Raw genomic sequence first — 21275 nt, forward strand, 5'->3', positions numbered from 1 at the left:
TCAAAGCGGAGAACCCGCTTTCGCGGGTGTGAGAAGTTTGCGCGCGACTCAGCGCCGCGCCCGCAGGCATTGCGGGCATAGACCGTAGAGTTCCATTTTGTGCCGGCTGACGTGGACTCCCAACTCTTGCATGATCAGAATCTTGAGCTGTTCCAGCCGGGTATTTTCGAATTCGATGATCCGCCCGCAATGCTCGCAGATGAAATGGTCGTGATGGCCCTGATCGACGATCTCGTAGCGCCCCTGGCCGTCGTTGAAATGGCGCTCGGTGACCAGTTCGCATTCCTTAAGCAATTTGAGGGTACGATAAATAGTGGCATATCCGACGTGGGGATTTACCCGCTTGACTTCGGCGTAGAGTTCCTCCGCGCTGACGTGGCCGCCCAGGTTGAAAAATACCCGGGCGATGTCGTCGCGCTGGGCGGTGGATTTGAGCCCGCGCTCGCGCAGCCGCTCATGAAAGGCCGCCATCCGCTCCTCGGAGCTGACGTGGGCGCGATTGCGCACGGTGGTCGGCGCGGCCTGCTCACCCCCTGGCATCTGCAACTCCACTCGCTACTTTCCCTTAATTGGGCTCGTTGACCAGCAATCGGCGCGCCGCCGGCGACAGATACAGCGATTCCAGATCGCGCTGGCGCAGGGCGCTGGCCAGCACCTCGAGCTGCTCGCTGGGATTGAGCGCGCGGTCCATGATGATCAGGTCCTGCTCCCGCATCATGCACCAGCCGCTGCGCGCGCGATAACCGACCTCGCGCAGGAGCTTCTCCCGGCGGACCTGGATTCCGACCCGCTTGGCCAGGTCTTCCAATTCGGCAACCAATTGGGTCGCCCGACTCGCCTGTGCGCTCAATGGCTGCTCCTCGACAAAACAGGTCGTCAGATAGCCCTAAATGATAGCCCAGCGCGAGCCAACTTTGAACCCTCCGCGCACCGGCCGACTTCCAGCTTGCTAGCGAGGCCGGCGCACCGCAAGCTTGGGGGATGAATTCACGCCGGCCGATCTTTCATCGCGGGGTGCTCGACCTGGGCCTGGAGACCGCCTCGCTACCCAACGGTTTGACCGTGGAGTTGCCCGTCATCCGTCACCCAGGGGCTGCCGCGATTGTGGCATTGGATGAGCGCCAACGGGTGGCGATGATAAATCAGTATCGCCACGCCATAGGAGGCGCGATTTGGGAGATTCCCGCCGGCGCGCGTGCCGAGGGCGAAAACCCACGTCAATGCGCGGCACGCGAGCTGCGCGAGGAGGCTGGAGTAGTGGCGCGAAGCTGGCGGCGGTTGGCAACTATCGTGACCGTTCCCAGCTTCTGCGACGAGCGCATTACGCTTTTCCTGGCCCGCCAGTTGTCCGCCACAGCTAGCCAGCATGAGGCTGACGAAGTCATCCGCCTGCGGTGGATTCCGCTGGCGCGCGCCCTGGCCATGATCGAGCACGGGCAGATCGTCGACGCCAAGACTATCGCCGCCTTGTATCGGACGCAGACCTACCTGGCTCAGGGTTGAGCCCGCAACTGGCCTCTTACAACAGGGTCACCTCGTGGGGGAATACGAAGGTGGTGGAACCGTCGTCGAATTGCACCAGGTACATCGTGCGATCCAGATTATGCACCTCGCGTACGATACGGGGCCGTTCCTCGAAACGCGAGCGGCCCTGCCGGTCGCGCACAGGTTTAACTAATTGACAATATCGCCCCACCACTCCCCCGCCCTGCCTGTCTTCTGCCGGATTCACGATTTGCTTTGTCCTCCACGCTTAAGCTGGAACTAAACTCCGCCGCCCCGTGAGCGCAAACCTCGCCTCGGAAAGCCTGCCAGAAACCGAAGTGGTGCAGGCCACTGGTGGAAGGTCATGAAAAGTTGGCAATCGCTCGCCTGCTTTCCGAGAACTGCCTCTCCAATCGATTCTGAATATAGCATACTCTGGTGGGCTAATACGCCGCTATCGCCTGATTGAACACAGTGGCCCAGAGCTGGGCTTGCTTTATTGCCGCGCGGAGGCGACCAGGGGCTCGCGGCTGAACCTGTGAGGCATATATGAGCAGGAATCTTTCGCCCACGGTGATTGGACGCCAGGCGGTTATCGCCACCGAGCATTATCTCTCCGCCGCCGCCGGCGCGCGCCTGTTTGCCCGCGGTGGCAACGCGGTCGATGCTGCTGTGGCCGCCACCTTCGTCGAGGGCGTGGTCAATCCGCACATGCACACGCTGGGCGGCGAAGCGCCGATGCTGATTCGACCCGGCGCCGGACGCCCGGTGGTATCGATCAACGGCAATACTGCCGCGCCTGCCGCCGCCACGCTGGATCGCTTTCGTGAGTTGGGGGTGACGGAAATTCCGGGCGAGGGGCTGCTGGCCGCGGGTGTGCCCGCGGCTTTGGATGCTTTGCTCACGGTGCTGGAGCAGTTCGGCACGATGACGCTGGAGGCTGTGCTGGAGCCCGCCTTGGAGCTATGCGAGGGGGGCTTTCCCCTGCACATTGGGGTGACCGGCTCGCCTGAAGTTGCGACTACGGTGGCCGGCTCCGCGGCAACCCTGGTCGCCAACGCCGAACGCTTCCTGAAACTGTGGCCGAGCACGGGTCAACTCTACATGCCCGCGGGCCAACTCCCACTGCCCGATACCATGATCAAGAATCCGGCGCTGGCCAATTGCTTCCGCCGTCTGCTCGATGCCGCGGCCGGCGCGCCTGCCAGCGATCGCGCGGCGGGGCTGCAGGCGGCGCGCGCGCGCTTTTATCGCGGGGATATCGCCCGCCAGATCGCCGATTGGGCGCAAGCCGGCGGCGGTTTGCTGCGGGCCGAAGATCTGGCTACCTTTCGCACCCACATCGAAGCGCCAGTCAGCATCGACTATCACGGCATCCGGGTGTGCAAGTGCGGACCGTGGTCACAGGGGCCGGTCTTTCTGCAGCAGTTGCGCCTGCTGGAGGGCTTCGACCTGCCCGCGCTAGGCCACAACTCCGCCGATTACATTCATACCGTGGTAGAAGCGGCCAAGCTGGCGTTTGCCGATCGCAACGCCTACTACGGCGACCCGAGCGCGGTCGAGGTGCCGATGGAGGGGCTGCTTTCCCCGCGCTACGCCGAACTGCGCCGAGCCCTTGTCGATCCTCACCACGCGCTGCGCGAGCCGGCCCACCCGGGCGATCCACGCGCGATGCGGGCGTGGGCCGAGCAGCCGGGCGAGGGACGGGGATGGGGCCGTGGCACCGTCCACGTTGCCGCCGCCGACCGGGCCGGCAATCTGATCGCAATTACCCCCAGCGGCGCTTGGATTCCCAGCTCGCCGGTAATCCCCGAGCTGGGCTTTCCCCTGGGTACGCGCCTGCAGACCTTTGTCTTGCAGGAGGGCCATCCCAACGCCCCGGCGCCGGGCAAGCGGCCGCGCACCACGCTGTCGCCGTCGCTGGCCCTGTTCGACGATCGACGCGGAGTAGCCTTCGGTACCATGGGGGGCGATAACCAGGATCAGTGGACGCTGCAATTTTTTCTTAACCTGGTCGATTTCAAAATGGATTTGCAGGCTGCGATCGAAGCGCCGCGCTTTTCTACCTTGCACTTTGCCTCCAGCTTCAGCCCCCACGCCGCGTTGCCTGGTGTGGTTTTAGCCGAAGAGCGCATCGCGCCCGAGGTGGTCGGCGAGCTGCGCCGACGCGGCCACAGCATCGAGCTGGTGCCGGCCTACAGCGAGGGCTACGTTCTAGCGGTCTCGCAGTCCTTGGATGAAGGGCGGCTCAGCGGCGGGGCCGATCCGCGCGGCCATCTCAAAGCGGTCTTCCCCGCCTATGTTATCGGCTGGTAGGTCGCCTAATCGAAGGGAAGAAAGATCTCTTCGATCTTTCGCGGGGCCGCGATCACGCCCTGCTCCGCCATGAAGCGGACGAAGGCTTCCAACGTCGGCCGGCAGTTCTCAAGCCCATAGGGCCACGGATCGCCGCCAAAAAGCGATTGGAACTGCGCGACCTGCTCCGCCATGAACGGCAGCATGTAGGGTAGCGAGCCCAGCCCCTCCATTTTGCGCAGTCCCAACGCCTTGGCTTGGCACAGCAATCGGTAGAAATTGCGTGCCAGCTCCGGATGGCGCTCGTGCAGTTCCCGGCGCATCACCACCATATGCAGAATCGGGAAAATTCTGGTGCGGCGGTAATATTCGCGCTCCAGTTCAAAGGGGTTGGGATACAGATGGCCCAGCTCTGGATTGGTCCACAGCGCCGCTGGCAGGCCGTTGGCCAGCAAGGCGTCGATGGCGCCTTGTTCCAGCAGTTCAACCAGGGTCTTGCCACTTTGGTCGGTTTCGATGTGCGGCGGTCTGACCATCTCAAGCATCGGGCGATTGAAACCGGCAGTGCTGGCCACCCAATGCAGGCGCGAGAGATCAACACCACCCTCGTGCTGCAGCACGGCGCGCATCCAGACCGCGTCGGCGATCGTGAAGGTCGGTGTGCCCACGCGCCGCTCCTCAAGATCCTTGGGCGTGCGGATGCCCGCCTTGCGATTGATCAGGATGAAGTGATGGCGAAAGCCGCGCGACACGAATACCGGCAGCCCCACGAACGGGCAGCCTCCCTTGCATTGGCGATAGACGAATTCGGCGATCGAATACTCGGCCGCGTCGAACTCGCCGTTGTTCATGCGTGGAAACCCCGCGCCTGAATTCTCCAGCGGGATGAAGTCCAGCTCAAAGCCCTCGGGCTTGGCTGCGCCGGTATGCAAAGGCAGCGTGCGATCGTAAAGCGCCGCCGCGAACTTAAGCGCCGTCGTGCTCATCAGTCCTGTTGTCCTCCCTAACTCTATAGAGCTACGCTGGCGCCCGCGGTGGGAAAAGAGGGGCTGACGGCCGGCCGCTCATTTGGCATTCAGCCGCGCTCTGATCTAGGGTGAGACTGCGTGGACAGGAGGTAGATTACAATGGCCAATTGTCTGGCGGCGGTAATAACGGCATTCAACCAGCCTCTGGAGTTGCGCCGGCTGCCCTTTCCCGAGTTGGAACCCGACTCCGCTCTGATTAAGGTTGATGCCGCCACCTTGTGCGGCACCGATGCCCATCGATGGCTGGGTCACATGGCCGAGCACACGCCGTTCATCCCGGGCCATGAGACCACCGGCACCATCGTCGAGCTGCGCGGCGAACTGTTCGGCGCGTTGCACGAACCGCTGCGAGTTGGCGACCGTGTCATCGCCTCCTATCCATTTTGCGGCTCCTGCTATTACTGCACGGTCGCGCGCCAGCCCACCTTATGCCCCTCCGGCATCAGCTTTGGCCATCAGCCGGCCGACCAGCCGCCCTATCTACTGGGTGGGTGCGCCGAATATCACTATTTTCCGCCGCGCTCCGGCTTTGTCCGCGTGCCCGACGAAGTCAGCGCGCCGCTGGCGGCTTCGGCGGCCTGCGCCCTGCGCACCGTGGTGCACGGCTTCGAGCAGCTTGGCGCGATTGCCAGCCATGAGACCGTTTTAATTCAGGGCGCCGGTCCGCTGGGACTATATTCGGTCGCGATGGCGCGTGACCACGGCGCGCGCCAGGTGCTGGTGATCGGTGCGCCCAAGGCGCGGCTGGAGGTGGCAAAAAGCTGGGGTGCCGACGCCGTTCTTGACTTGGATGAATGTCCCGAAGTCAAGCAGCGCCGCGCCTGGGCGTTGGATCACAGTGCCGGCCGCGGCCCCGATATCGTAATTCAATGCGCCGCCGCTAGTGCGGTGGGCGAAGGGCTGGAGATTCTGCGGCCTGGCGGCCGCTACGTCTCCATCGGTATCGGTGGACCGCCCAGCGTACCGATTTCGACCAATATCTTTCGCAAGCAGGTTCAGATCAAAACGGTCTTCATGGCCGAGCAGCGCCATTTCTACGAAGCCCTACAGTTCTTGGCCACGCGCCGCCAACATTTCCCCTTCGACAAGATCATCTCGGGTACCTATACCTTGGATCGTACCACCGACGCGCTGCGCGCGATGGCCGAGTTCCGCGAGGTCAAGCCGCTGATCTTGCCGCAGCTTGCCGCCTGAAGTTGGAAATCGAAGAAAAGCGCGCGCACAAGGAGCAAAGCAATGAGCTGGCGACCCTCTATAGTGGACGGTGATGGCCATATCTTCGAGGACGGCGAGGCGATTGTGAAGTTTCTTCCCGATCCCTACCGCGATTATAAGCCAGTACTGGGGGTCTTCCCGCCGCTGGATCACATCCACAACGGCAACTTCTCCAACCGGATCAACACTGACGAACGGCGCGCGGGTCCCACGGCGATCGGGCCGGCGCAGTGGGAGAAGTTCCTTGACGATCTGGGGCTGGAGGCTACCGTGCTCTACCCCACCGCGGGGCTAGCTTACGGCAAAGTTATCGATCCGGAATGGGCGATCGCGCTGGCCCGCGCCTACAACGATTGGTTGGCTCATACCTATATTCGGCGCAATCCGCGCTTTCGCGCAATGGCGCTGGTGCCGCTGCAGGAGCCACAAGCCGCGGTCATCGAATTGCAGCGCGCCGTGACCGAATTGGGGATGTGCGGCGCGATGCTGCCCTCCAATGGGCTTAAGACTCACTTGGGCGCCAAGGACTACTGGCCGCTGTACGAGGAGGCCAATCGGCTGGGTTGCGCGATCGCCATTCATGGCGGATGCCACGACAATTTCGGCTTCGACGATCTTAACGTTTTCGCTGCCGCCCACGCCTTGGGTCATCCAGCCGGTATCATGATTTCGTTTGCCGCCATGCTCTTCAACGGCATCTTCGACCGCTTTCCCCGCATGCGGGTGGCCTTTTTGGAAGCCGGCGTGGCGGCCTACCTCACCTTGCTAGAGCGGTGCGACGAGTCCTACCGCTCCTTTCCGCAGAAAAATGGCCCTGCCTTCGACTTGCGCACCGGCGAATCGGTTGCCGACTACATCATTCGCCAATGCCATGAAGGCCGGATAGCTTTCGGCTGCGAGGGCGACGAACTCTCGTTGCCTTTCGCGGTCAAGATTTTCGGTCCAAAGCCGTTTTTGTACTCCTCGGATTTTCCCCACGAGGTGACCCTGGAGAGCTGCCGGCACGAAATCGAGGAATTGCTGGAGAACGAGCAGCTCAGTCGCGAGGTCAAGCAAGCCATCCTGGGCGACAACTCACGCAACTTCTACCGTCTGGGCGCCTGAGCTTACGGCGAGGGCGCGGACCACGCGAGGGATTTACCGGACAGCATGCTGATGGCGGGCGGTAAGACCGAATTATCGCAGGGCATGGGCGTGGAGCAAAGCGTGATGCGCCACGCGAGGCGGGATGATCTTGAGCAGGGTCGAAGTCAGGTATCCGCAAAAACTATTCGCGGTTCTTGAGTTCGCCCTGCCCCATTTCATAGACCATCGCGGTCTTGGTCGCGCCAAGCATGATCCATTCCGGACATTCCAACTGCACGCAGCGATAGAACTCCTCGGACAGCTCCATCGACGAACGATGGACCCGGTTGAGGCGATCGAACTTGCATTGAAAGGCGAACTCGCCCGATAAGGACTTCTCCAGCGCCCGGCTGCGCCAGATCGCGATCGTGGCCTTGCCCTTGTAATGATGGCCGAAATGCAGGAAACCGATGGTGTTCTGCACCTCTTCAACCGCGACGTTGTTGACCAGTTCCAACTTGGTGCGCGGCCTGATATCCAACTTGCCCAGGCTCGGGAAGGCGTCGGCGATATCCTCAATCCCGTGGTCCAGCTCCAGCTTGGGCGAAATCAGCACGCAGCCGTGTGAATAGACACTGCGCATGCCGCCTAGGTGGTCGCGGGCCAGCAGCAATTCTTCTTTGAATTTAATCTCTTCATGGCCGCCCAAGCGCGGCCGGACATCGACCGCGGCGGCGGCGTTGAGGTCGGGATCGCGGTATTTGAAAGTCAGCTCGTGATCGGTACGCGGCCAGCCCTGGTCGTAAAAGGTACGCTTACGCAGGATGAAGTGGTTGTTATAGAGGTCGAATTCGGGCGTGTCATAGAACAGGACTTCGCGCACCTGGCTCTCGAAGGCGTCCTTATCCATCTCCACTTCGACGCCCAGCTTCTTGGCGGTCTTGGAGATCTGCTTCCACAGATCAAGAAAACTTTGCTTGTTGATAAAGCGCTCGGCGCGCAACAGGATTTTGTATTCGCGATAGTGAATTACGTCGTCGGGCAGGTGGCGGGTCTCGGGTAATTCGCTGATATGCTGATCCATGACAAGGTTCTCGCTTTTGGCGGAATTGAATTGAGATAGCAACTCCGGATTGGAGTAGCAACACACATCGACGGCGCCCGCGGACCAGCGCGCTTTCCCAAGCAGGCCGCGCGCCGGACGGGCAGCGACCAAAGGCCGGCCGGCGCCCGCTATCGTAGGCCGGGCGCTTGGCTTGAGGCGATGTTGGATTGGGAGTCAGCGAAGGGCTGACGCTGGAGCTGCGCTGCTCGAGCTGCCGCAGCCGATAGCGCACACCAAAGCGAAAACCCCGAACCCCAGCAAGACGCGCCAAAACGAGTGGGTTGGGCGTGGCTGGTCGCGCCAGGTGAGCCAAACGGAATTCATACTACGGCTTAAAAAATCCAGCCTCGTTTTGGTGTAAGGCGGATAGCTCATGATTATCGCTTCGCCGGCTTGCGCTATTGCTGCTCAAGTGGCGAGGGAACATGAAGGTGGAGCTAGAGTCAAATCGTTATGTACGTATATTTTAACGACAGCTGTTGTGCGGACGCTAACGGCCTGAAAGGAGTTTGGCGTAGGTTAGGACGAGCTTGCGGGTTACTAGGGTTTGCCGACGTGCTATGAGCTAACAGGCCGATTTGGCACGGGCGCATGCCATGAACCAAGCCCAGCCGCCGGTCCCGGGCCGGCGGCGCGCAGGAAGGAGTGTCGCAAATGGCAGAGCCGGTCGATCTTGCCGCAACCGCCGAGGGTGGCTCGGAGGCCCATCTTCCCCTGTCTCGCTTGACCGTGCTCGATTTGACCCTGGCCCGGGCGGGTCCGACCTGCGTGCGCCATCTTGCCGATTGGGGTGCCGATGTCATCCGTATCGAACCGCCGGCGGTGGCCGAGGAAGACGATCGCAACAGTCGGCACAGTTCGGACTTTCAGAACCTTCATCGCAACAAGCGCGCGATCCGGCTCAATTTGAAATCGCCACGGGGGCATGCCGCTTTCATGCGGCTGGTGGGCCGTGCCGACGTGATTGTCGAAAACATGCGAGCCACAGTCAAAGAGCGGCTCAAGATCGGCTGGGATGACGTGCACGCAGTCAACCCTCGCCTCGTCTACGGCAGTATCAGCGGTTTCGGGCAGAGCGGCCCCTATCGCGCTCGCGCCGGAGTCGATCAGATTGCGCAGGGCATGGGCGGCCTGATGTCGATCACTGGCTTGCCCGGTCAAGGTCCCGTGCGGGTGGGGATTCCGATTGCCGATCTGAGCGCGGGCACGCTTCTGGCATTAGGAATTATGATTGCTTTGTTCGATCGCGAGGTCACTGGCCAGGGACGCTGGGTCCACACCAGCCTGCTGGAGGCCCAGGTCTTCATGCTCGATTTTCAAGCCACCCGCTGGCTTATCGACCACCAGGTCGCGGGCCAAGCTGGCAACGATCATCCCACCATCATTCCCCAGGGCGTGTTTCCCACCGCCGACGGTCAGATCAACATCGCGGCCGCCTCGGGCCGATTGTGGGAGCGTTTTTGCGATGCGGTCGGGCGGCCGCAGTGGAAAGACAATCCGCGCTGGAAGACCCTGGCCGGACGCAGCGCCAACCGCGAGGAGATAAATCGCGAGATCGGTGAGGTGACCCGCCAGCGCCCCTCGGCCTACTGGGTCGAGCTGCTCGAACAGGCCGGTATTCCTTGCGGTCCGATCAATACCATCGACCAAGTTTTTGCCGATCCCCAGGTTCGCCATCTCGGGTTGGCGCGCCCGATGCTCCATCCCACGCTGGGGCCCACCGAGGTAGTGGCTTCGGCGATCAACATATCGGGTGTCAGCAAAGAGATTCGTGGGCCCACGCCTGAGGCGGACGCGAACACCGGCGAAGTTCTACGCTGGATTGGATACAGCGACGAGGAGATTGCGCAGATGCGCAAGCGAGGCGACATCTGATGGAAGTTTCAGCGCACTCTGCCGCGCGAGCCTACGCGGGCGGCAAGATGCTGGCCGCGCGCCAGGGCGCGGTTGGCACGATTACCTTCAATCAACCCGAAAAGCACAACGCCGTCTCGGTCGAGATGTGGCAGGGGCTGGCCGAGATCCTAACCGAGTTTCAGGCCGATCCCGCGTTGCGCGTGGTGATCCTGACCGGCGCCGGCGAGCGGGCGTTTGTCTCGGGTGCCGACATCAGCCAGTTCGAGCAGCAGCGCGCCGACGCCGAGGCTCAGCGCCAGTACGATCGCCTGACCGGGATCGGGCGGACGGCGCTGGCCGCCTTTTCTAAGCCGGTGATCGCGCGGATTCGCGGCTTCTGCCTGGGCGGCGGGCTGGCGATCGCGATGCAGGCCGACCTGCGCATCGCCTCCGCCGACAGCCGTCTGGGCATTCCAGCCGCACGTCTGGGGCTGGCCTACAGCCTGGAGGCGATCGCTCGCTTGATAAGCCTGGTCGGTCCGGCTCACGCCCGGATGCTGCTTTACAGCGGCCGGCGTATCGACGCTGCTGAAGCGGCTCGGATCGGGCTTATCAATCAGGTCGTTCCCACCGAGGAATTGTCCCAGGTGGTGGACGACCTGGCGGCGACCATCGCGGAAAACGCCCCGCTCTCGGTGGCCGCTTCCAAGCTGTGCGTGGAGCAATTGACTCGCGAACCCAGTGCCCGGGACGATGGCGCGATTCAGCGCGCGATTGAGGCCTGCTTCAACAGCGCCGACTACCGCGAGGGACGCTTGGCCTTCAAGGAAAAGCGCGCGCCTCGCTTCCAGGGACGATAAACATTCGGCGTCGCTCTTTGGCCGGTCCCTTACCCTGAGGCGCCGGGAATGCAACGATATAGGTTTGGTGCGAGCTGCACTCGCTTTCTCAAAGCCGAACGCAAACCCTTCACAAGGAGCAATTACGATGGCACGCCTAGCCCCAATCAGTCCCGAGCACATGAGCGCCGAACAGCGGCAAGTGTTTGAAGAAACCAACGCGCGCGGTCTGCCTGTGGGGGGCCCGTACGTGGCCTATCTGCGCAGTCCCAAATTCATGGCGCTCAACCGCGACATGGGCGATTTTCTGCGCCACAGCTCCTTGCCCGGCCGCCTGCGCCAGCTCATCGTGATGCGCACGATCAAGCATTGGAACGCCAAGTATCCCTGGTGGGCGCAAACTCGCCGTTCGCTCGCTGAAGGGCTTGAACAGACCACCCTGGATGCGATTGCAAAGGGGCAGACTCCCGCCTTGAGCGACCCCAAAGAGCAGATCGCCCTGAAACTGAGCCAGGAGCTGGTTGCCTCCGGTCAGGTCAGTGACGCTACCTATCAGCGAGGACTTGAGCTGATGGGCGAAACTGGCCTGGTCGAAGCGGTCGCTACTTGCGGCTTTTTCACCATGGTTTGCTTTACCGCTAACGCCTTTCAGGTCGATCCGCCCAGCAATTAGGCATCCTCGGCTTAAGCATCCGGGGTGGTCTTTGTGCTAAAGGATCGAACAGCGGAGCCAAGCGGGTAAGCACGCGCTGGTCCGATTTCCCACGGGGCAGGTCGACCGTGGCCGGCCCGAAGGTCGAGCGGTGGGCGGTTGAGTTCAGGCCGGGCTTCGCAATTTTGGCCAGGAGCTGGATAAATGGACGAGCAGATCTCCACGCCATCGCCCTCTCAACGGGCCGACGCGCTAGAACGCCAGCTTAGCCAGGAGCTGGACCGTATCGCCGTTCGCTCGGTACTCTACTACTCGGGCGAGCGCGATCCGACCGGTCCCTTAGAAGTTCCCCAGCCGCCCGCGGACGGGCGCTTGCATTACTACCTGATGGGTCCCGATCCGCGACTCAAGCCGATGCCGGATAAGCCTACGCTTATGGATTTCTTCCGCAACCGGTTCGGCCCTGCCGCTCATCTGCTGCAAAGCGCCGCCCTGGCGCGCAAAGCCGGACACGAGGAGAAGGTGATTATCGCCTGTTTGCTGCATGATATCGGCGTGTCGGGCTTTATCCGCAGCGACCACGGCTACTGGGGCGCGCAACTGGTCGAGCCTTACGTTGACGAAGAAGTGAGTTGGGCGATTCGCGCCCATCAGGTGCTGCGCTTCTATCCCGATCCCGAGGTCGGATACGAATACCCCGAGATGTACCTCAAGCTGTTCGGCGCCGATTACCGCCCCGAACCCTATATCGAGCGTGCATACCGGAAAATTCGCAACCACCGCTGGTACATGACCGCCCGCCTGATCACGGTCAACGATATCTATTCCTTCGATCCCAAGGCGGTCGTCAACCTGGAAGAATTCACCGACATCATCGGGCGTAACTTCCGCCAGCCCGAAGAAGGCCTCGGCTTCGACGACAGCCCCTCGGCGCATATGTGGCGGACGATTAACTGGCCGACGCGGTTTCTGTAAACCGCGCATCGAGCGAAAGTCGCTGAATTGCCAAATGAGAAAGAGTATCGAGCTGGACTACATTGGGCACGGCACGATGCCCGTGCCGTACGCGTCGCGGATCGGCAACCTGCTGATGTCGGGCGGGATCATGGGGCATGATCTCACAGGCAAGATGGCGGAGACGCCGGCTGAGCAGGCGCGCAACATGTTCGTCAATATCCGCAACACGGTAGAAGCGGCGGGGGGCAGCGTGGCGGATATCATCAAGATTAATTTTTTCTATCAGACCGGACTTGACCGTGCGGTGTTCAATCCTTATTGGCTGGAATTGTTCCCCGACGCGGCCTCGCGGCCGGCGCGCAAGACGCTGGAGCTGGATTTGCGCCGGGGCAACATCGCGGTCGAGGCCGACATCATGGCGGTAATCGAATAGGCTGCGACGCGTTGTCGTCTCGGTTCCCTAGGCTCATTTCGGAAAGGAGAAAGCGGTTATGAAGCTATATTTTTCCCCGGGAGCATGTTCGCTGTCGCCCCATATTGTGCTGCGTGAGTCGGGGTTGCCCTTCGAGTTGGAGCAGGTGGATCTTCGCGCCAAGAAGACCAAGTCCGGCGCCGATTTCCTGGCCATCAATCCCAAGGGGCAGGTGCCCACGCTCCAACTGGACAACGGCCAGGTGTTGACCGAAGGGCCGGCGATCGTCCAGTACGTGGCCGACCTCAAGCCCGAGAGCAATCTAGCGCCCAAAAACGGCACGCTGGAGCGGTCCCGAGTACAGGAATGGCTGAATTTCACCGCCTCGGAGTTGCACAAGCGTTACGGTCTGGTGTTCCGTCCCACCGTGCCCGAGGAGTACAAGCCCACGGTGCGTGAGGAGTTGGGCCAACGCTACGCGATGCTCGATAAGCAATTGGGAGCCGGTGGCCCTTTTCTGACCGGCGCTCAGTTTACGGTGGCCGACGCCTACATGTTCGTGATGCTCCACTGGGCCAAGCGCGCCAATATTGACATTTCCCAATGGCACAACGTCAAGGCCTACTTCGATCGCATCGCGGCGCGGCCCAAGGTGCAGGAAGTGTTCAAGGCCGAAGGGCTGCAACAGTAAATCGTCTGCACGGCTGGTGGGGTAGGCGCGATGGCCCGCCTCACCGGCACAACGCCCGTGCGTGGACAGAAGAAAATCCCGAAGAAAATCCCGAAGAAAATCCCTATGTCCGGGATTATAAGTGGAAAGTGAAGTGGAGGGATTTGCGATCTTCCAATGCCGCTTGCCGCGATGAATGCAACGTGGGGAGTTTAAGGACGGAGAGCCGCGTCGCGCAGTGAGTTCGGAAATGGCGGTTAGGCGTCGTGCATCAACGCTGCAAGGAGAGATGGGAAAATAGGACGAGCTCGGTCGGCGCGGGAAGGCACTGCTAAGAGCCCTTCCACCCACCCTCTTCGATGGCTCAGGAGGAAACAGGAAAGGGCGAAAGGAGCTGTCGCGCGGCATCGCGCGGGTCGCTACTTAGCGCCGATTGGCACAGCTCGGGACTTTTCCCGCTCGCTTTCTGACGATGTCGCTTGCGCCAGCGCGTCGGCCAGCCGCCGCCAGGAAAATCCCTCGCCCGCGTAAGCTATCCCCGCCTGCTCCATCGCCTTGGGCAGCCACGCCTGTACGTTAGCCGTCGCCGTGGCCATGGTAGGCTCCAGCCCGGCATCCAGCAGGGTTTGTACCACTTCCAGCATTTCTTCGGAGCGTCGCCGGCCGTGCTCGGCCACCCGGCTGATTAGGTAGTCGGGCAGTGCCGCGTTCCAGCCCATCGAAGGGTAAGTGGCGTGAAGCGACTTGAGCACCGCCTCTTCGGCACCGTAGCGGCGGGCGACCAGCATGCATTCAAGCGTCAATGCCTCCAGCCCCTTGACCATGATGCTGCGGCACATCTTGATTGCCGCTGCGACGCCCACTTCAGTCGCCACCGCGGTGGCACCGAAACCGAGGTGAGATAGCGCCTGCGCCACCTCGCCGGCGCGCTTGCCACCTAGCAGCATCGGTACCTTGAGCCGCTGCGGCGGCACGGGCGCCATCACCGCGGCCTCGACGTAATCCGCGCCCGCATTTTCGATCACCCGGCAGTTGTCGCGCCGCGTCTGGGGCGAGACCGAATTTATCTCGAAGAATATTTGTCCAGGTTTGAGCAAATGCGCCGCCGACTGGGCGACCTCGCGCGAGGCGCTGGCGGTCACCGCGGAAATCACTAGGTCAGCCCCCTCGAGTGCTTCGGCCAGGCTGGCTGCGGCATGCACCCCGGCACGCTCGGCTTTGGCCAGGATGGCGCACTTGCGCGCGGGGTTGTTGAATAGAATGTCGAAGCTCGCTACTTGCGGGCCGCGAAGCGCCGCCAGGTCGGCTCCGAGGATGCCGCCGGCTTCGCCAAAACCGATTAGACTGATGCGCGCCAGGTTGAGTTGACCGGCCATCGTTCGCTTCCTCCGCTTGAGTCTGCGCGGCACAGGCGCGGTGCCGCCGCTATGTGACCCAGTCGCACACTGACACCGAAGCGGTCAAGCCCGCACTTGGAACGGCGGGGCCGACCGGGGATAATCGCGCCACGGGCGCAGGCGCCGCGCGCGGCGTGCCGCAGGAGTCAGCGATGCGCTTTGGCAGCTACTACTTTTTACAGGCCCCGCCGGGTACCTCCGACGCCGAGGTTATCCAGCGCGAATTCGATCAGATGTGCTTTTCGGAGGAGCTTGGCTTCGATTCGGTCTGGCTGACCGAGCATCATTTCACCGAATACGGACTGTCGGTCAGTCCGGTGGCGATCAGCACCGCCTTGGCCGCTTGCACCCGCCGAATCAAGATCGGCTGGGCCGCCGCGATTCTTCCCTTTCACGACCCCATTCGCCTGGCCGAAGAGGTGGCGTTGGCCGATATCCTGAGCCGCGGCCGTTTGCTAGTCGGGGTCGGGCGGGGCAACCGACCGGGCGAATTTGCCGGCTTTCGCATCCCCCAGGAGGAAAGCCGCGCGCGCTTTTATGAGATCCTGGAGTTGATGCTGGCGGCGTGGACACAGGAGCGGGTGTCATATCGCGGCAAGTTTTTTCAGATCGAAGAGCTGGCGGTGCGGCCCAAGCCCTTCACCAAGCCCCACCCACCGATTTTTTTGGTGGCGACCAGCCCCGAGACCGTAACCTTTGCGGCCCGGCGTGGCTGGCCCATTCTTAATTCGGTGATTACCGGGCCGCTGTCCCAGGTCGTGGCCCATCGCGATCTCTACCTCGCCACCCGGCGCGAACTGGGCGCCAGCGAGGAGCAGGCCCGCCAGGCGCTGGATGGCTGGGGGGTGTCGCGCCATATCTATGTTGCGCCTACCGACGCGCAGGCCAGCCGCGAGGCTTACGCGGCCGAGCAATGGTATCAGGGTGCGTTCAAGCGCTTTCTGATCCCCGAGCGGATCGAGGATGCGCCGCTCTCGTTGCAGCCGCGCTTCCGCGCGATGGCCGAGCGTTTCGAGCATTTCCGGCTCGACGATGTCCTGCGCGAAAGCGTGCTCTTCGGCAGTCCCGAGCGGGTCATCGATGGAATTGCGGAGATGCGCGCCTTGGGCATCGGCGAGGTGTTGTGCTGGATGAACTTCGGCGGCCTGGCCTCGGAGCTGGTGGAGCGCTCGATGCGCCTGTTCGCCGAGCGCGTGATGCCCCGCTTTCGCTGATTCGGCGGCGGCTTTCTCCGCCGCCCTTTGGAGTCAAAGGTTACGTTAAGGCCCCGACGCGCGCGCGTGAGCTGCGGCTCACTGCGACGACAGCGTTGAGTTCGTGGATTACGTCCTTCTTATCGAGTTCGGAATCGGTCCGTATTCGACGCTGGCCGCTCCGGCCTCTTTGCCAAAGCGTTTGCCCAGGCATGCGAGCCAACCAGCGAGCGCGACCGCTCGATACCGCTTGATTGTTACGCGCGGCGGGTCAGTGACGGTTATTTGCCAGACGGCGCCCCAAGGCGTTACTTGCCGGTTTGTTTGTGTAGTCCCTCGTAAACCTTGGCGGCCGTGATGGGCAGTTCCGTGATCCGTACTCCGACCGCGTCGAATACCGCATTGGCGATCGCAGCCGGCACCGAAGACAGACTGTGTTCGCCGATCGCCTTGCTATTATGTGGTCCGGGACCGACCTGGCTGGGCACGATGACCGTGGTCAGCTCTGGAATGTCCATCGCGGTGGGCAGCTTGTAGTCACCCATGTGCAAGGTGGTTACGTTGCCGTCGCGGATCACCAGATGCTCGGTGAGCGCCTGGCCGATCCCCTGCACTACACCGCCCTCGATCTGGCCGTGCAAGGTCAGCGGATTGATCACGGTGCCGGTATCGTGGGCGGTCACCAGTTTGCGTAGCTTGACCTCGCCGGTTTCGCGATCGACCTCGACCTCGGCAATCTGGGCGCAGAAGCAAGTGTTGTCCATCTCGCCGCTTTTGTGGACGTAATTGCCCGTGCGATGGATCGGTGCCAGGCCGCGCTCGGCCGCGTAAGCCATCAGGCTCTTGAGGTCGAGGCTGCCGCTGGGAGCGGTGAATTTGCCCTGTTGCAGCGTTACCTGAGCGGGTTCGCAGCCCAGCTTCTGCGCCGCCAGTTCGCTGAGCGCCTTGATCATCTCGCGCGTGGCGGCCAGGGCCGCCTGACCGCCAATGTAGGTAAAGCGGCTGGCCGCGTGGCCTAACTCGAAGGGTGCATTGTCGGTATCGCTCTGAACGATCGTGACCGCCTCACGGGGAAGGTGGAATTCCTCGGCCACGACTTGCTGCAGCATGGTCAAGGCGCCGGTGCCGGTGTCGGGTGCGCCGGTGAGCAGCGAGATCCGCCCCTGGGCGTCGACGCTGAGGATCATGGCCGAGGCCCCAATATTGCCGGTGCCCCGTTCGTACAGCGCCACGCCGCGGCCGACGTTAGGCGGCTTGGGTGCCTCCCAATGAGCCGCGGCGGCGGCGGCCTCCAGCGTCTGCGGGCCCAGGATGGCGCGCCAATGCTCACCCAACGCACCGGTATCGCCCTCGCTCAAAACGTTGCGGCGGCGAAATTCCAGCGCCTCGATCCCCATCTCATGAGCGATCATGTCCATGTGACTTTCCACCGCGAACAGCATCTGCGGCGCGCCTGGCGCGCGCATATAACCGCGCGGCACGGTGTTGGTGTAAACCCGATAGGCTTCGATCAGCACCGCGGGAACGCGGTAGGCACCCGAGCCGTGAACCGCCCCATGCAGCATCGGTGAGGGCGAATAGCCGCTGTAGCCGCCGCAGTCGTATACGATTTTGACTTGATGGGCGGTGATGTGGCCCTCGTTATCTACCCCGGTCTTCTGGGTAATGATCGCCGAATGGCGCGGATTGGCCGCCATCAGCTCCTCGGTATAAGTCATCACCATCTTGACCGGCCGATTGGCATTCTTGGCCAGGTAGTAACACAGCACGCTGTCCATCAGGCTGCCCTTGGCGCCGAAATCCCCACCGATCGAGGCGGCATCGACCCGGATGCGCTCCTGAGGCAAGTCCAGCGCAATCGCGATCTGGTTGCGTGCCACGTACGGCATCTTGTTGGTCAGCCAGATGTGGATGCGGCCATTGGGCTCGATCCAGGTCGCGCATGCGTGCGGCTCGATATAGGCCTGATGGATGGCGGGGACGTAAAAGGTATGCTCGAAGACCCGCGCCGCTTTGGCAAAACCGGCCTCCAGGTCGCCGTGTTTGATGATCGCCTGGGCGCTGACGTTGGGGATCGGCGGGGCGATTCGCACCTCGCCGTGGAAGGGTTGCGGCGGCATGTGCGAGTAGCGGGCGGGGTCGTCGTGGATCAGCGGCGCGCCCGCCGTCATCGCCTCCAGCGGATCGAACACCGCGGGCAGCTCCTCGTAGCGCACCTCGATCAGCTTGAGCGCAGCCTCGGCGATGTCGGGGGTCTCGGCCGCCACCGCCGCGACTTTATCGCCGACGAAGCGGACCCGGTCGCGCGCCAGCACTGGGGTATCGAAGATGAACTTGCCCATCAGCACTTCGGGCACATCGGCGCTGGTCAGCACCGCGTGCACGCCGGGCAATTTGCGCGCCTCGCTGACGTCGAGCGAGACGATGCGGGCATGGGGGAAGGGGCTGCGCAGCACCTTGCCCCACAACATCCCGGGCAAAATGACGTCGGCGGTGTACTTGGTGCGACCGGTGACTTTAGCCGGGCCTTCGACCCGCCCAGCAGGCTGACCGATATTGAGCAATGTTGCCATGAGTGTTCCTTTTCCGCCCTCGCGACCCAGGCAGGCGCCGGCAGCCTACGGCCACGGTGCGTCAAGTCGTCTCCCCTCGTAATACCCCAGCGCTGCCGATAACGTCTATAGCCTGCGCCAAGTGGGGCCCCGGGCGCTGGCGTGGCGGGCGGTTAGTTGGCTAAAGTCGCGGCTGCGCGGCCCCGCCGCCGCGCCCGCAACAGACAACGACCGCTTGGAGGAGGATAGCCGTGAAAATAGTCGTTTATGGTCCCGATCGGCGCACCGGCGCCGTGCAGGACGGGAGCGTGGTGGATCTGTCATACGCCTTCGCCAAGTGCGTGCGCGAATGCGATAACGAACCCCATCCACTGCAGCTTGCCGAGGCCCTGGTTCCCTCCGACCTGGCGCGGCTGATCGAGGCCGGGCAACCCGCGCTGGACAGGATCAACCAGGCGGTGGACTACCTCCAGCGCGCCTCCGATCAGCTCGATCCGCGCGGCGAGCCGGTGGTCCACAAGCTTAGCGCGGTGCGATTGCATGCGCCCCGCCCCCACGCCAGCCGGGTGGCCTGCGCGGGTGGCAATTTCGCCGATCATGCGATCGCGATGGCGGCCAAGATTCGCGGCCAGACGATCTCGGCCAGCGACGCCAAGGCGGAAATCCGCAAGGCCGGCATCTGGGGCTTTTGGAAGGTGGATCGGCGCAGCATGGGGCCCGAGGCCGAACTGATTTATCCGGCCCGCGCACGCTACTTCGATTATGAAGGCGAGGCCGCGGTGGTGCTGGGCAAGCAGGGCAAGAACATCAAGGCGGCCGACGCCAAGTCCTACATCTGGGGCGTGACGCTCTCGGGCGACTGGAGCATCCGCGGGCTGAATGAAGGGGGCGGGCTGCTCAAGTTCGCGATGCAAAAGAATTTCGACACCAGCCATTCGATGGGGCCCTGCATCGTGGTGGGCGAACTGGATCCCGACAACGTTGAGGTCGAGACCCTGGTCAACGGCGACCGCCGCCAGCATTACAACACCAAGGATATGGTGGTTTCCTTCGCCGAGTACATCGAGTACCTGTCCACCGATTTGACGCTGTACCCCGGCGACGTCATCAGCGGTGGCACCGCAGCCGGCACCGCCGCCGATTCCAGCGAGGTGCGGCCCGATCGCTCCTTCGCGCCCGACCGCTTTCTGAAGCCTGGCGACACGGTGGAGATCCGCTCCCCGGCCATCGGCAGTCTGAAGAGTCGGGTCGTGGCCTCACGCTGATTCTGGCTAAAGCGCCGCGGCGTTTGTCGTCGCGGCGCTTTAGCCCACGCCGTGATCCTTGAACCAAGCCGCCATGTGCTTCCAGGCGTCCTTGGCCGCCGCCGGGCGGTAAGAGGGCCGATAATCCGCATTGAAGCCGTGAGGCGCGCCGGGATAGATGATTATCTCGCAGGGTTTGTCATCTTTTTTTAGTTCCGCCTGCATCGCATGAATCTGATCCAGCGTGATGCTGTGATCGGCGCCGCCGTATAGCCCCAGCACCGGCACCTTGAGTTGCGTCACCAGGTCCGGTGGATTAGCCGGTTTGAGCGGGCTTTTGGGCAGATCCAGCGGACCATACCACGCCACCGCCGCCTTCAGCTTGGGATTGTGCACGGCGTACAGCCACACTTCGCGTCCACCCCAGCAAAAGCCGGTGATGCCCATGTGCGAGGTGTCAGCGTGACCGGTGCTTTTGGCCCAGGCCACGGTGGCGTCCAGATCGGCCATCACCTGGCGGTCGGGAACGCGAGAAACGATCTTGTCGATCGCGGCATAATCGGGGGCTTTGGTCACGTCGCCCTCGCGTGCGAACAGCAGAGGCGAGACCGCGAAGTAACCCATCTTGGCCAGCCGCCGGCAGATATCCTTGATATGTTCGTGAACCCCGAAGATCTCGTGCACCACCACGATGGTCGGAAATGGACCACCCTGGGCCGGGCGCGCGCGGTAGCCCGGTATCGTGCCGCCGGACACCGGAATCTTGACCTCGCCCGCGACCAGACCCTTGCTGTCGGTGGTGATGGTTTGTGCGGACACCGGCAAGGCCGCCAGGGCGAAGCCCGCGCTCAGCGTGAGCACGACGAATTCGCGGCGGGAGAATTCCGGTGCTGGAATTAACTCGGGTGGGCGATCGTTGCTGTCCATTCCGCGTTCCTTTCTTGCGTAGATGTAGGCTTGCAGCCGATTGAGCCTTCGGCGCCGCCGGTTCATACTCGGCTCCGGGCCCTCTCTGAGCATCGTGCCTGAGGGGGTTCCAAGGCAAGTCAGCCGCCTGGCCGGACGGGGGAACATTTGAAATGCACATGCTTTTGCAGACCAATGGAGAGCTGGCGCCGCTGATTATTCGCCTGATGCTCGCCGCGGTGATTTGGCCCCATGGCGCGCAAAAGCTGCTGGGCTGGTTCGGCGGCGGAGGATTGGACGAAACTTTCAAGCGCTTCCGCTCGGCCTGGAACATTCCACCATGGCTGGCGCTCGTCGCTGTCGGCTCGGAATTTCTCGGTGGCATCGGGCTGGTCCTGGGGCTGCTGACTCGTATCGCCGCCTT

The 21275-nt window shown here is 62.7% G+C and carries 21 protein-coding genes; 13 read left to right on the forward strand and 8 right to left on the reverse strand.

What is annotated here, in order from left to right:
- Positions 1 to 48: 48 nt before the first annotated feature.
- Positions 49 to 540: a transcriptional repressor gene (locus VKV28_10135; protein ID HLH77152.1), complete on the reverse strand. Its 492-nt coding sequence runs from the start codon at positions 538 to 540 to the stop codon at positions 49 to 51.
- 25 nt (positions 541 to 565) lie between these two features.
- Positions 566 to 850, reverse strand: a complete 285-nt coding sequence (locus VKV28_10140; protein ID HLH77153.1) for a hypothetical protein — start codon at positions 848 to 850, stop codon at positions 566 to 568.
- 131 nt (positions 851 to 981) lie between these two features.
- Between VKV28_10140 and VKV28_10145 the strand changes: the two genes are divergently transcribed.
- Positions 982 to 1503, forward strand: a complete 522-nt coding sequence (locus tag VKV28_10145) for an NUDIX hydrolase (protein HLH77154.1) — start codon at positions 982 to 984, stop codon at positions 1501 to 1503.
- A gap of 16 nt (positions 1504 to 1519) precedes the next feature.
- Here VKV28_10145 and VKV28_10150 read toward each other — a convergent pair whose 3' ends face one another.
- Positions 1520 to 1732 carry a hypothetical protein gene (locus VKV28_10150; protein HLH77155.1) on the reverse strand — a complete coding sequence of 71 codons (213 nt, stop codon included), beginning with the start codon at positions 1730 to 1732 and terminating at the stop codon, positions 1520 to 1522.
- A gap of 302 nt (positions 1733 to 2034) precedes the next feature.
- Here VKV28_10150 and VKV28_10155 point away from each other — a divergent pair, with 302 nt between their 5' ends.
- Positions 2035 to 3801: a gamma-glutamyltransferase family protein gene (locus VKV28_10155; GenBank protein HLH77156.1), complete on the forward strand. Its 1767-nt coding sequence runs from the start codon at positions 2035 to 2037 to the stop codon at positions 3799 to 3801.
- Positions 3802 to 3806: 5 nt separating this feature from the next.
- Here the strand turns inward: VKV28_10155 and VKV28_10160 are convergent, their stop codons facing one another.
- Positions 3807 to 4766 (reverse strand): hypothetical protein, encoded by a 960-nt coding sequence (locus tag VKV28_10160; GenBank protein HLH77157.1) that lies wholly within the window; start codon positions 4764 to 4766, stop codon positions 3807 to 3809.
- A 141-nt stretch (positions 4767 to 4907) separates the two neighbouring features.
- Between VKV28_10160 and VKV28_10165 the strand changes: the two genes are divergently transcribed.
- Positions 4908 to 6002, forward strand: coding sequence for a zinc-binding dehydrogenase (locus VKV28_10165; GenBank protein ID HLH77158.1), 1095 nt, complete (start codon positions 4908 to 4910; stop codon positions 6000 to 6002).
- A 42-nt stretch (positions 6003 to 6044) separates the two neighbouring features.
- Positions 6045 to 7127 carry an amidohydrolase family protein gene (locus VKV28_10170; protein HLH77159.1) on the forward strand — a complete coding sequence of 361 codons (1083 nt, stop codon included), beginning with the start codon at positions 6045 to 6047 and terminating at the stop codon, positions 7125 to 7127.
- Between the two features lie 163 nt (positions 7128 to 7290).
- On the opposite strand, the gene VKV28_10175 is transcribed toward VKV28_10170, so the two are convergent.
- A complete protein-coding gene (locus VKV28_10175; GenBank protein HLH77160.1) occupies positions 7291 to 8172 on the reverse strand; it encodes a hypothetical protein in 882 nt (293 codons plus the stop codon).
- Between the two features lie 675 nt (positions 8173 to 8847).
- On the opposite strand from VKV28_10175, the gene VKV28_10180 reads away from it, so the two are divergent.
- The 6 genes from VKV28_10180 to gstA all read left to right on the forward strand — a co-directional run bounded on the left by VKV28_10180 (position 8848) and on the right by gstA (position 13580).
- Positions 8848 to 10068, forward strand: a complete 1221-nt coding sequence (locus VKV28_10180) for a CoA transferase (protein ID HLH77161.1) — start codon at positions 8848 to 8850, stop codon at positions 10066 to 10068.
- Positions 10068 to 10889, forward strand: coding sequence for an enoyl-CoA hydratase (locus VKV28_10185; protein ID HLH77162.1), 822 nt, complete (start codon positions 10068 to 10070; stop codon positions 10887 to 10889). Before VKV28_10180 ends, VKV28_10185 begins: the two co-directional genes overlap by 1 nt.
- Positions 10890 to 11016: 127 nt before the next feature.
- Positions 11017 to 11541 (forward strand): hypothetical protein, encoded by a 525-nt coding sequence (locus tag VKV28_10190; protein ID HLH77163.1) that lies wholly within the window; start codon positions 11017 to 11019, stop codon positions 11539 to 11541.
- A gap of 183 nt (positions 11542 to 11724) precedes the next feature.
- Positions 11725 to 12495 (forward strand): HD domain-containing protein, encoded by a 771-nt coding sequence (locus tag VKV28_10195; GenBank protein ID HLH77164.1) that lies wholly within the window; start codon positions 11725 to 11727, stop codon positions 12493 to 12495.
- Positions 12496 to 12529: 34 nt separating this feature from the next.
- Positions 12530 to 12910, forward strand: a complete 381-nt coding sequence (locus VKV28_10200; GenBank protein HLH77165.1) for a RidA family protein — start codon at positions 12530 to 12532, stop codon at positions 12908 to 12910.
- A gap of 58 nt (positions 12911 to 12968) precedes the next feature.
- Positions 12969 to 13580, forward strand: a complete 612-nt coding sequence (gene gstA, locus VKV28_10205) for a glutathione transferase GstA (GenBank protein HLH77166.1) — start codon at positions 12969 to 12971, stop codon at positions 13578 to 13580.
- A gap of 398 nt (positions 13581 to 13978) precedes the next feature.
- On the opposite strand, the gene VKV28_10210 is transcribed toward gstA, so the two are convergent.
- Complete coding sequence (locus VKV28_10210; protein ID HLH77167.1) at positions 13979 to 14935, reverse strand: DUF1932 domain-containing protein; 957 nt, start codon at positions 14933 to 14935, stop codon at positions 13979 to 13981.
- A gap of 173 nt (positions 14936 to 15108) precedes the next feature.
- On the opposite strand from VKV28_10210, the gene VKV28_10215 reads away from it, so the two are divergent.
- Positions 15109 to 16170, forward strand: coding sequence for an LLM class flavin-dependent oxidoreductase (locus VKV28_10215; protein ID HLH77168.1), 1062 nt, complete (start codon positions 15109 to 15111; stop codon positions 16168 to 16170).
- Between the two features lie 287 nt (positions 16171 to 16457).
- On the opposite strand, the gene VKV28_10220 is transcribed toward VKV28_10215, so the two are convergent.
- Positions 16458 to 18722: a xanthine dehydrogenase family protein molybdopterin-binding subunit gene (locus VKV28_10220; GenBank protein ID HLH77169.1), complete on the reverse strand. Its 2265-nt coding sequence runs from the start codon at positions 18720 to 18722 to the stop codon at positions 16458 to 16460.
- A 230-nt stretch (positions 18723 to 18952) separates the two neighbouring features.
- On the opposite strand from VKV28_10220, the gene VKV28_10225 reads away from it, so the two are divergent.
- Positions 18953 to 19966, forward strand: a complete 1014-nt coding sequence (locus VKV28_10225; GenBank protein ID HLH77170.1) for a fumarylacetoacetate hydrolase family protein — start codon at positions 18953 to 18955, stop codon at positions 19964 to 19966.
- 39 nt (positions 19967 to 20005) lie between these two features.
- Here the strand turns inward: VKV28_10225 and VKV28_10230 are convergent, their stop codons facing one another.
- Positions 20006 to 20872 (reverse strand): dienelactone hydrolase family protein, encoded by an 867-nt coding sequence (locus VKV28_10230; GenBank protein ID HLH77171.1) that lies wholly within the window; start codon positions 20870 to 20872, stop codon positions 20006 to 20008.
- Positions 20873 to 21024: 152 nt separating this feature from the next.
- Between VKV28_10230 and VKV28_10235 the strand changes: the two genes are divergently transcribed.
- The coding region (locus VKV28_10235; protein ID HLH77172.1) for a DoxX family membrane protein at positions 21025 to 21275 on the forward strand (251 nt) is incomplete at its 3' end.

This window comes from Candidatus Binataceae bacterium (assembly GCA_035294265.1).
Classification (GTDB): domain Bacteria; phylum Desulfobacterota; class Binatia; order Binatales; family Binataceae; genus DATGLK01.

Excerpts from the sequence above, each read along its gene's own strand:
- VKV28_10145 (HLH77154.1), top strand. The coding sequence starts at position 982 with ATGAATTCACGCCGGCCGATCTTTCATCGCGGGGTGCTCGACCTGGGC.
- VKV28_10135 (HLH77152.1), bottom strand. The coding sequence starts at position 540 with ATGCCAGGGGGTGAGCAGGCCGCGCCGACCACCGTGCGCAATCGCGCC.
- VKV28_10200 (HLH77165.1), top strand. The coding sequence starts at position 12,530 with ATGAGAAAGAGTATCGAGCTGGACTACATTGGGCACGGCACGATGCCC.
- VKV28_10175 (HLH77160.1), bottom strand. The coding sequence starts at position 8,172 with ATGGATCAGCATATCAGCGAATTACCCGAGACCCGCCACCTGCCCGAC.
- VKV28_10185 (HLH77162.1), top strand. The coding sequence starts at position 10,068 with ATGGAAGTTTCAGCGCACTCTGCCGCGCGAGCCTACGCGGGCGGCAAG.
- VKV28_10230 (HLH77171.1), bottom strand. The coding sequence starts at position 20,872 with ATGGACAGCAACGATCGCCCACCCGAGTTAATTCCAGCACCGGAATTC.
- gstA (HLH77166.1), top strand. The coding sequence starts at position 12,969 with ATGAAGCTATATTTTTCCCCGGGAGCATGTTCGCTGTCGCCCCATATT.
- VKV28_10170 (HLH77159.1), top strand. The coding sequence starts at position 6,045 with ATGAGCTGGCGACCCTCTATAGTGGACGGTGATGGCCATATCTTCGAG.
- VKV28_10165 (HLH77158.1), top strand. The coding sequence starts at position 4,908 with ATGGCCAATTGTCTGGCGGCGGTAATAACGGCATTCAACCAGCCTCTG.
- VKV28_10160 (HLH77157.1), bottom strand. The coding sequence starts at position 4,766 with ATGAGCACGACGGCGCTTAAGTTCGCGGCGGCGCTTTACGATCGCACG.
- VKV28_10210 (HLH77167.1), bottom strand. The coding sequence starts at position 14,935 with ATGGCCGGTCAACTCAACCTGGCGCGCATCAGTCTAATCGGTTTTGGC.
- VKV28_10215 (HLH77168.1), top strand. The coding sequence starts at position 15,109 with ATGCGCTTTGGCAGCTACTACTTTTTACAGGCCCCGCCGGGTACCTCC.
- VKV28_10190 (HLH77163.1), top strand. The coding sequence starts at position 11,017 with ATGGCACGCCTAGCCCCAATCAGTCCCGAGCACATGAGCGCCGAACAG.
- VKV28_10220 (HLH77169.1), bottom strand. The coding sequence starts at position 18,722 with ATGGCAACATTGCTCAATATCGGTCAGCCTGCTGGGCGGGTCGAAGGC.
- VKV28_10180 (HLH77161.1), top strand. The coding sequence starts at position 8,848 with ATGGCAGAGCCGGTCGATCTTGCCGCAACCGCCGAGGGTGGCTCGGAG.
- VKV28_10195 (HLH77164.1), top strand. The coding sequence starts at position 11,725 with ATGGACGAGCAGATCTCCACGCCATCGCCCTCTCAACGGGCCGACGCG.
- VKV28_10155 (HLH77156.1), top strand. The coding sequence starts at position 2,035 with ATGAGCAGGAATCTTTCGCCCACGGTGATTGGACGCCAGGCGGTTATC.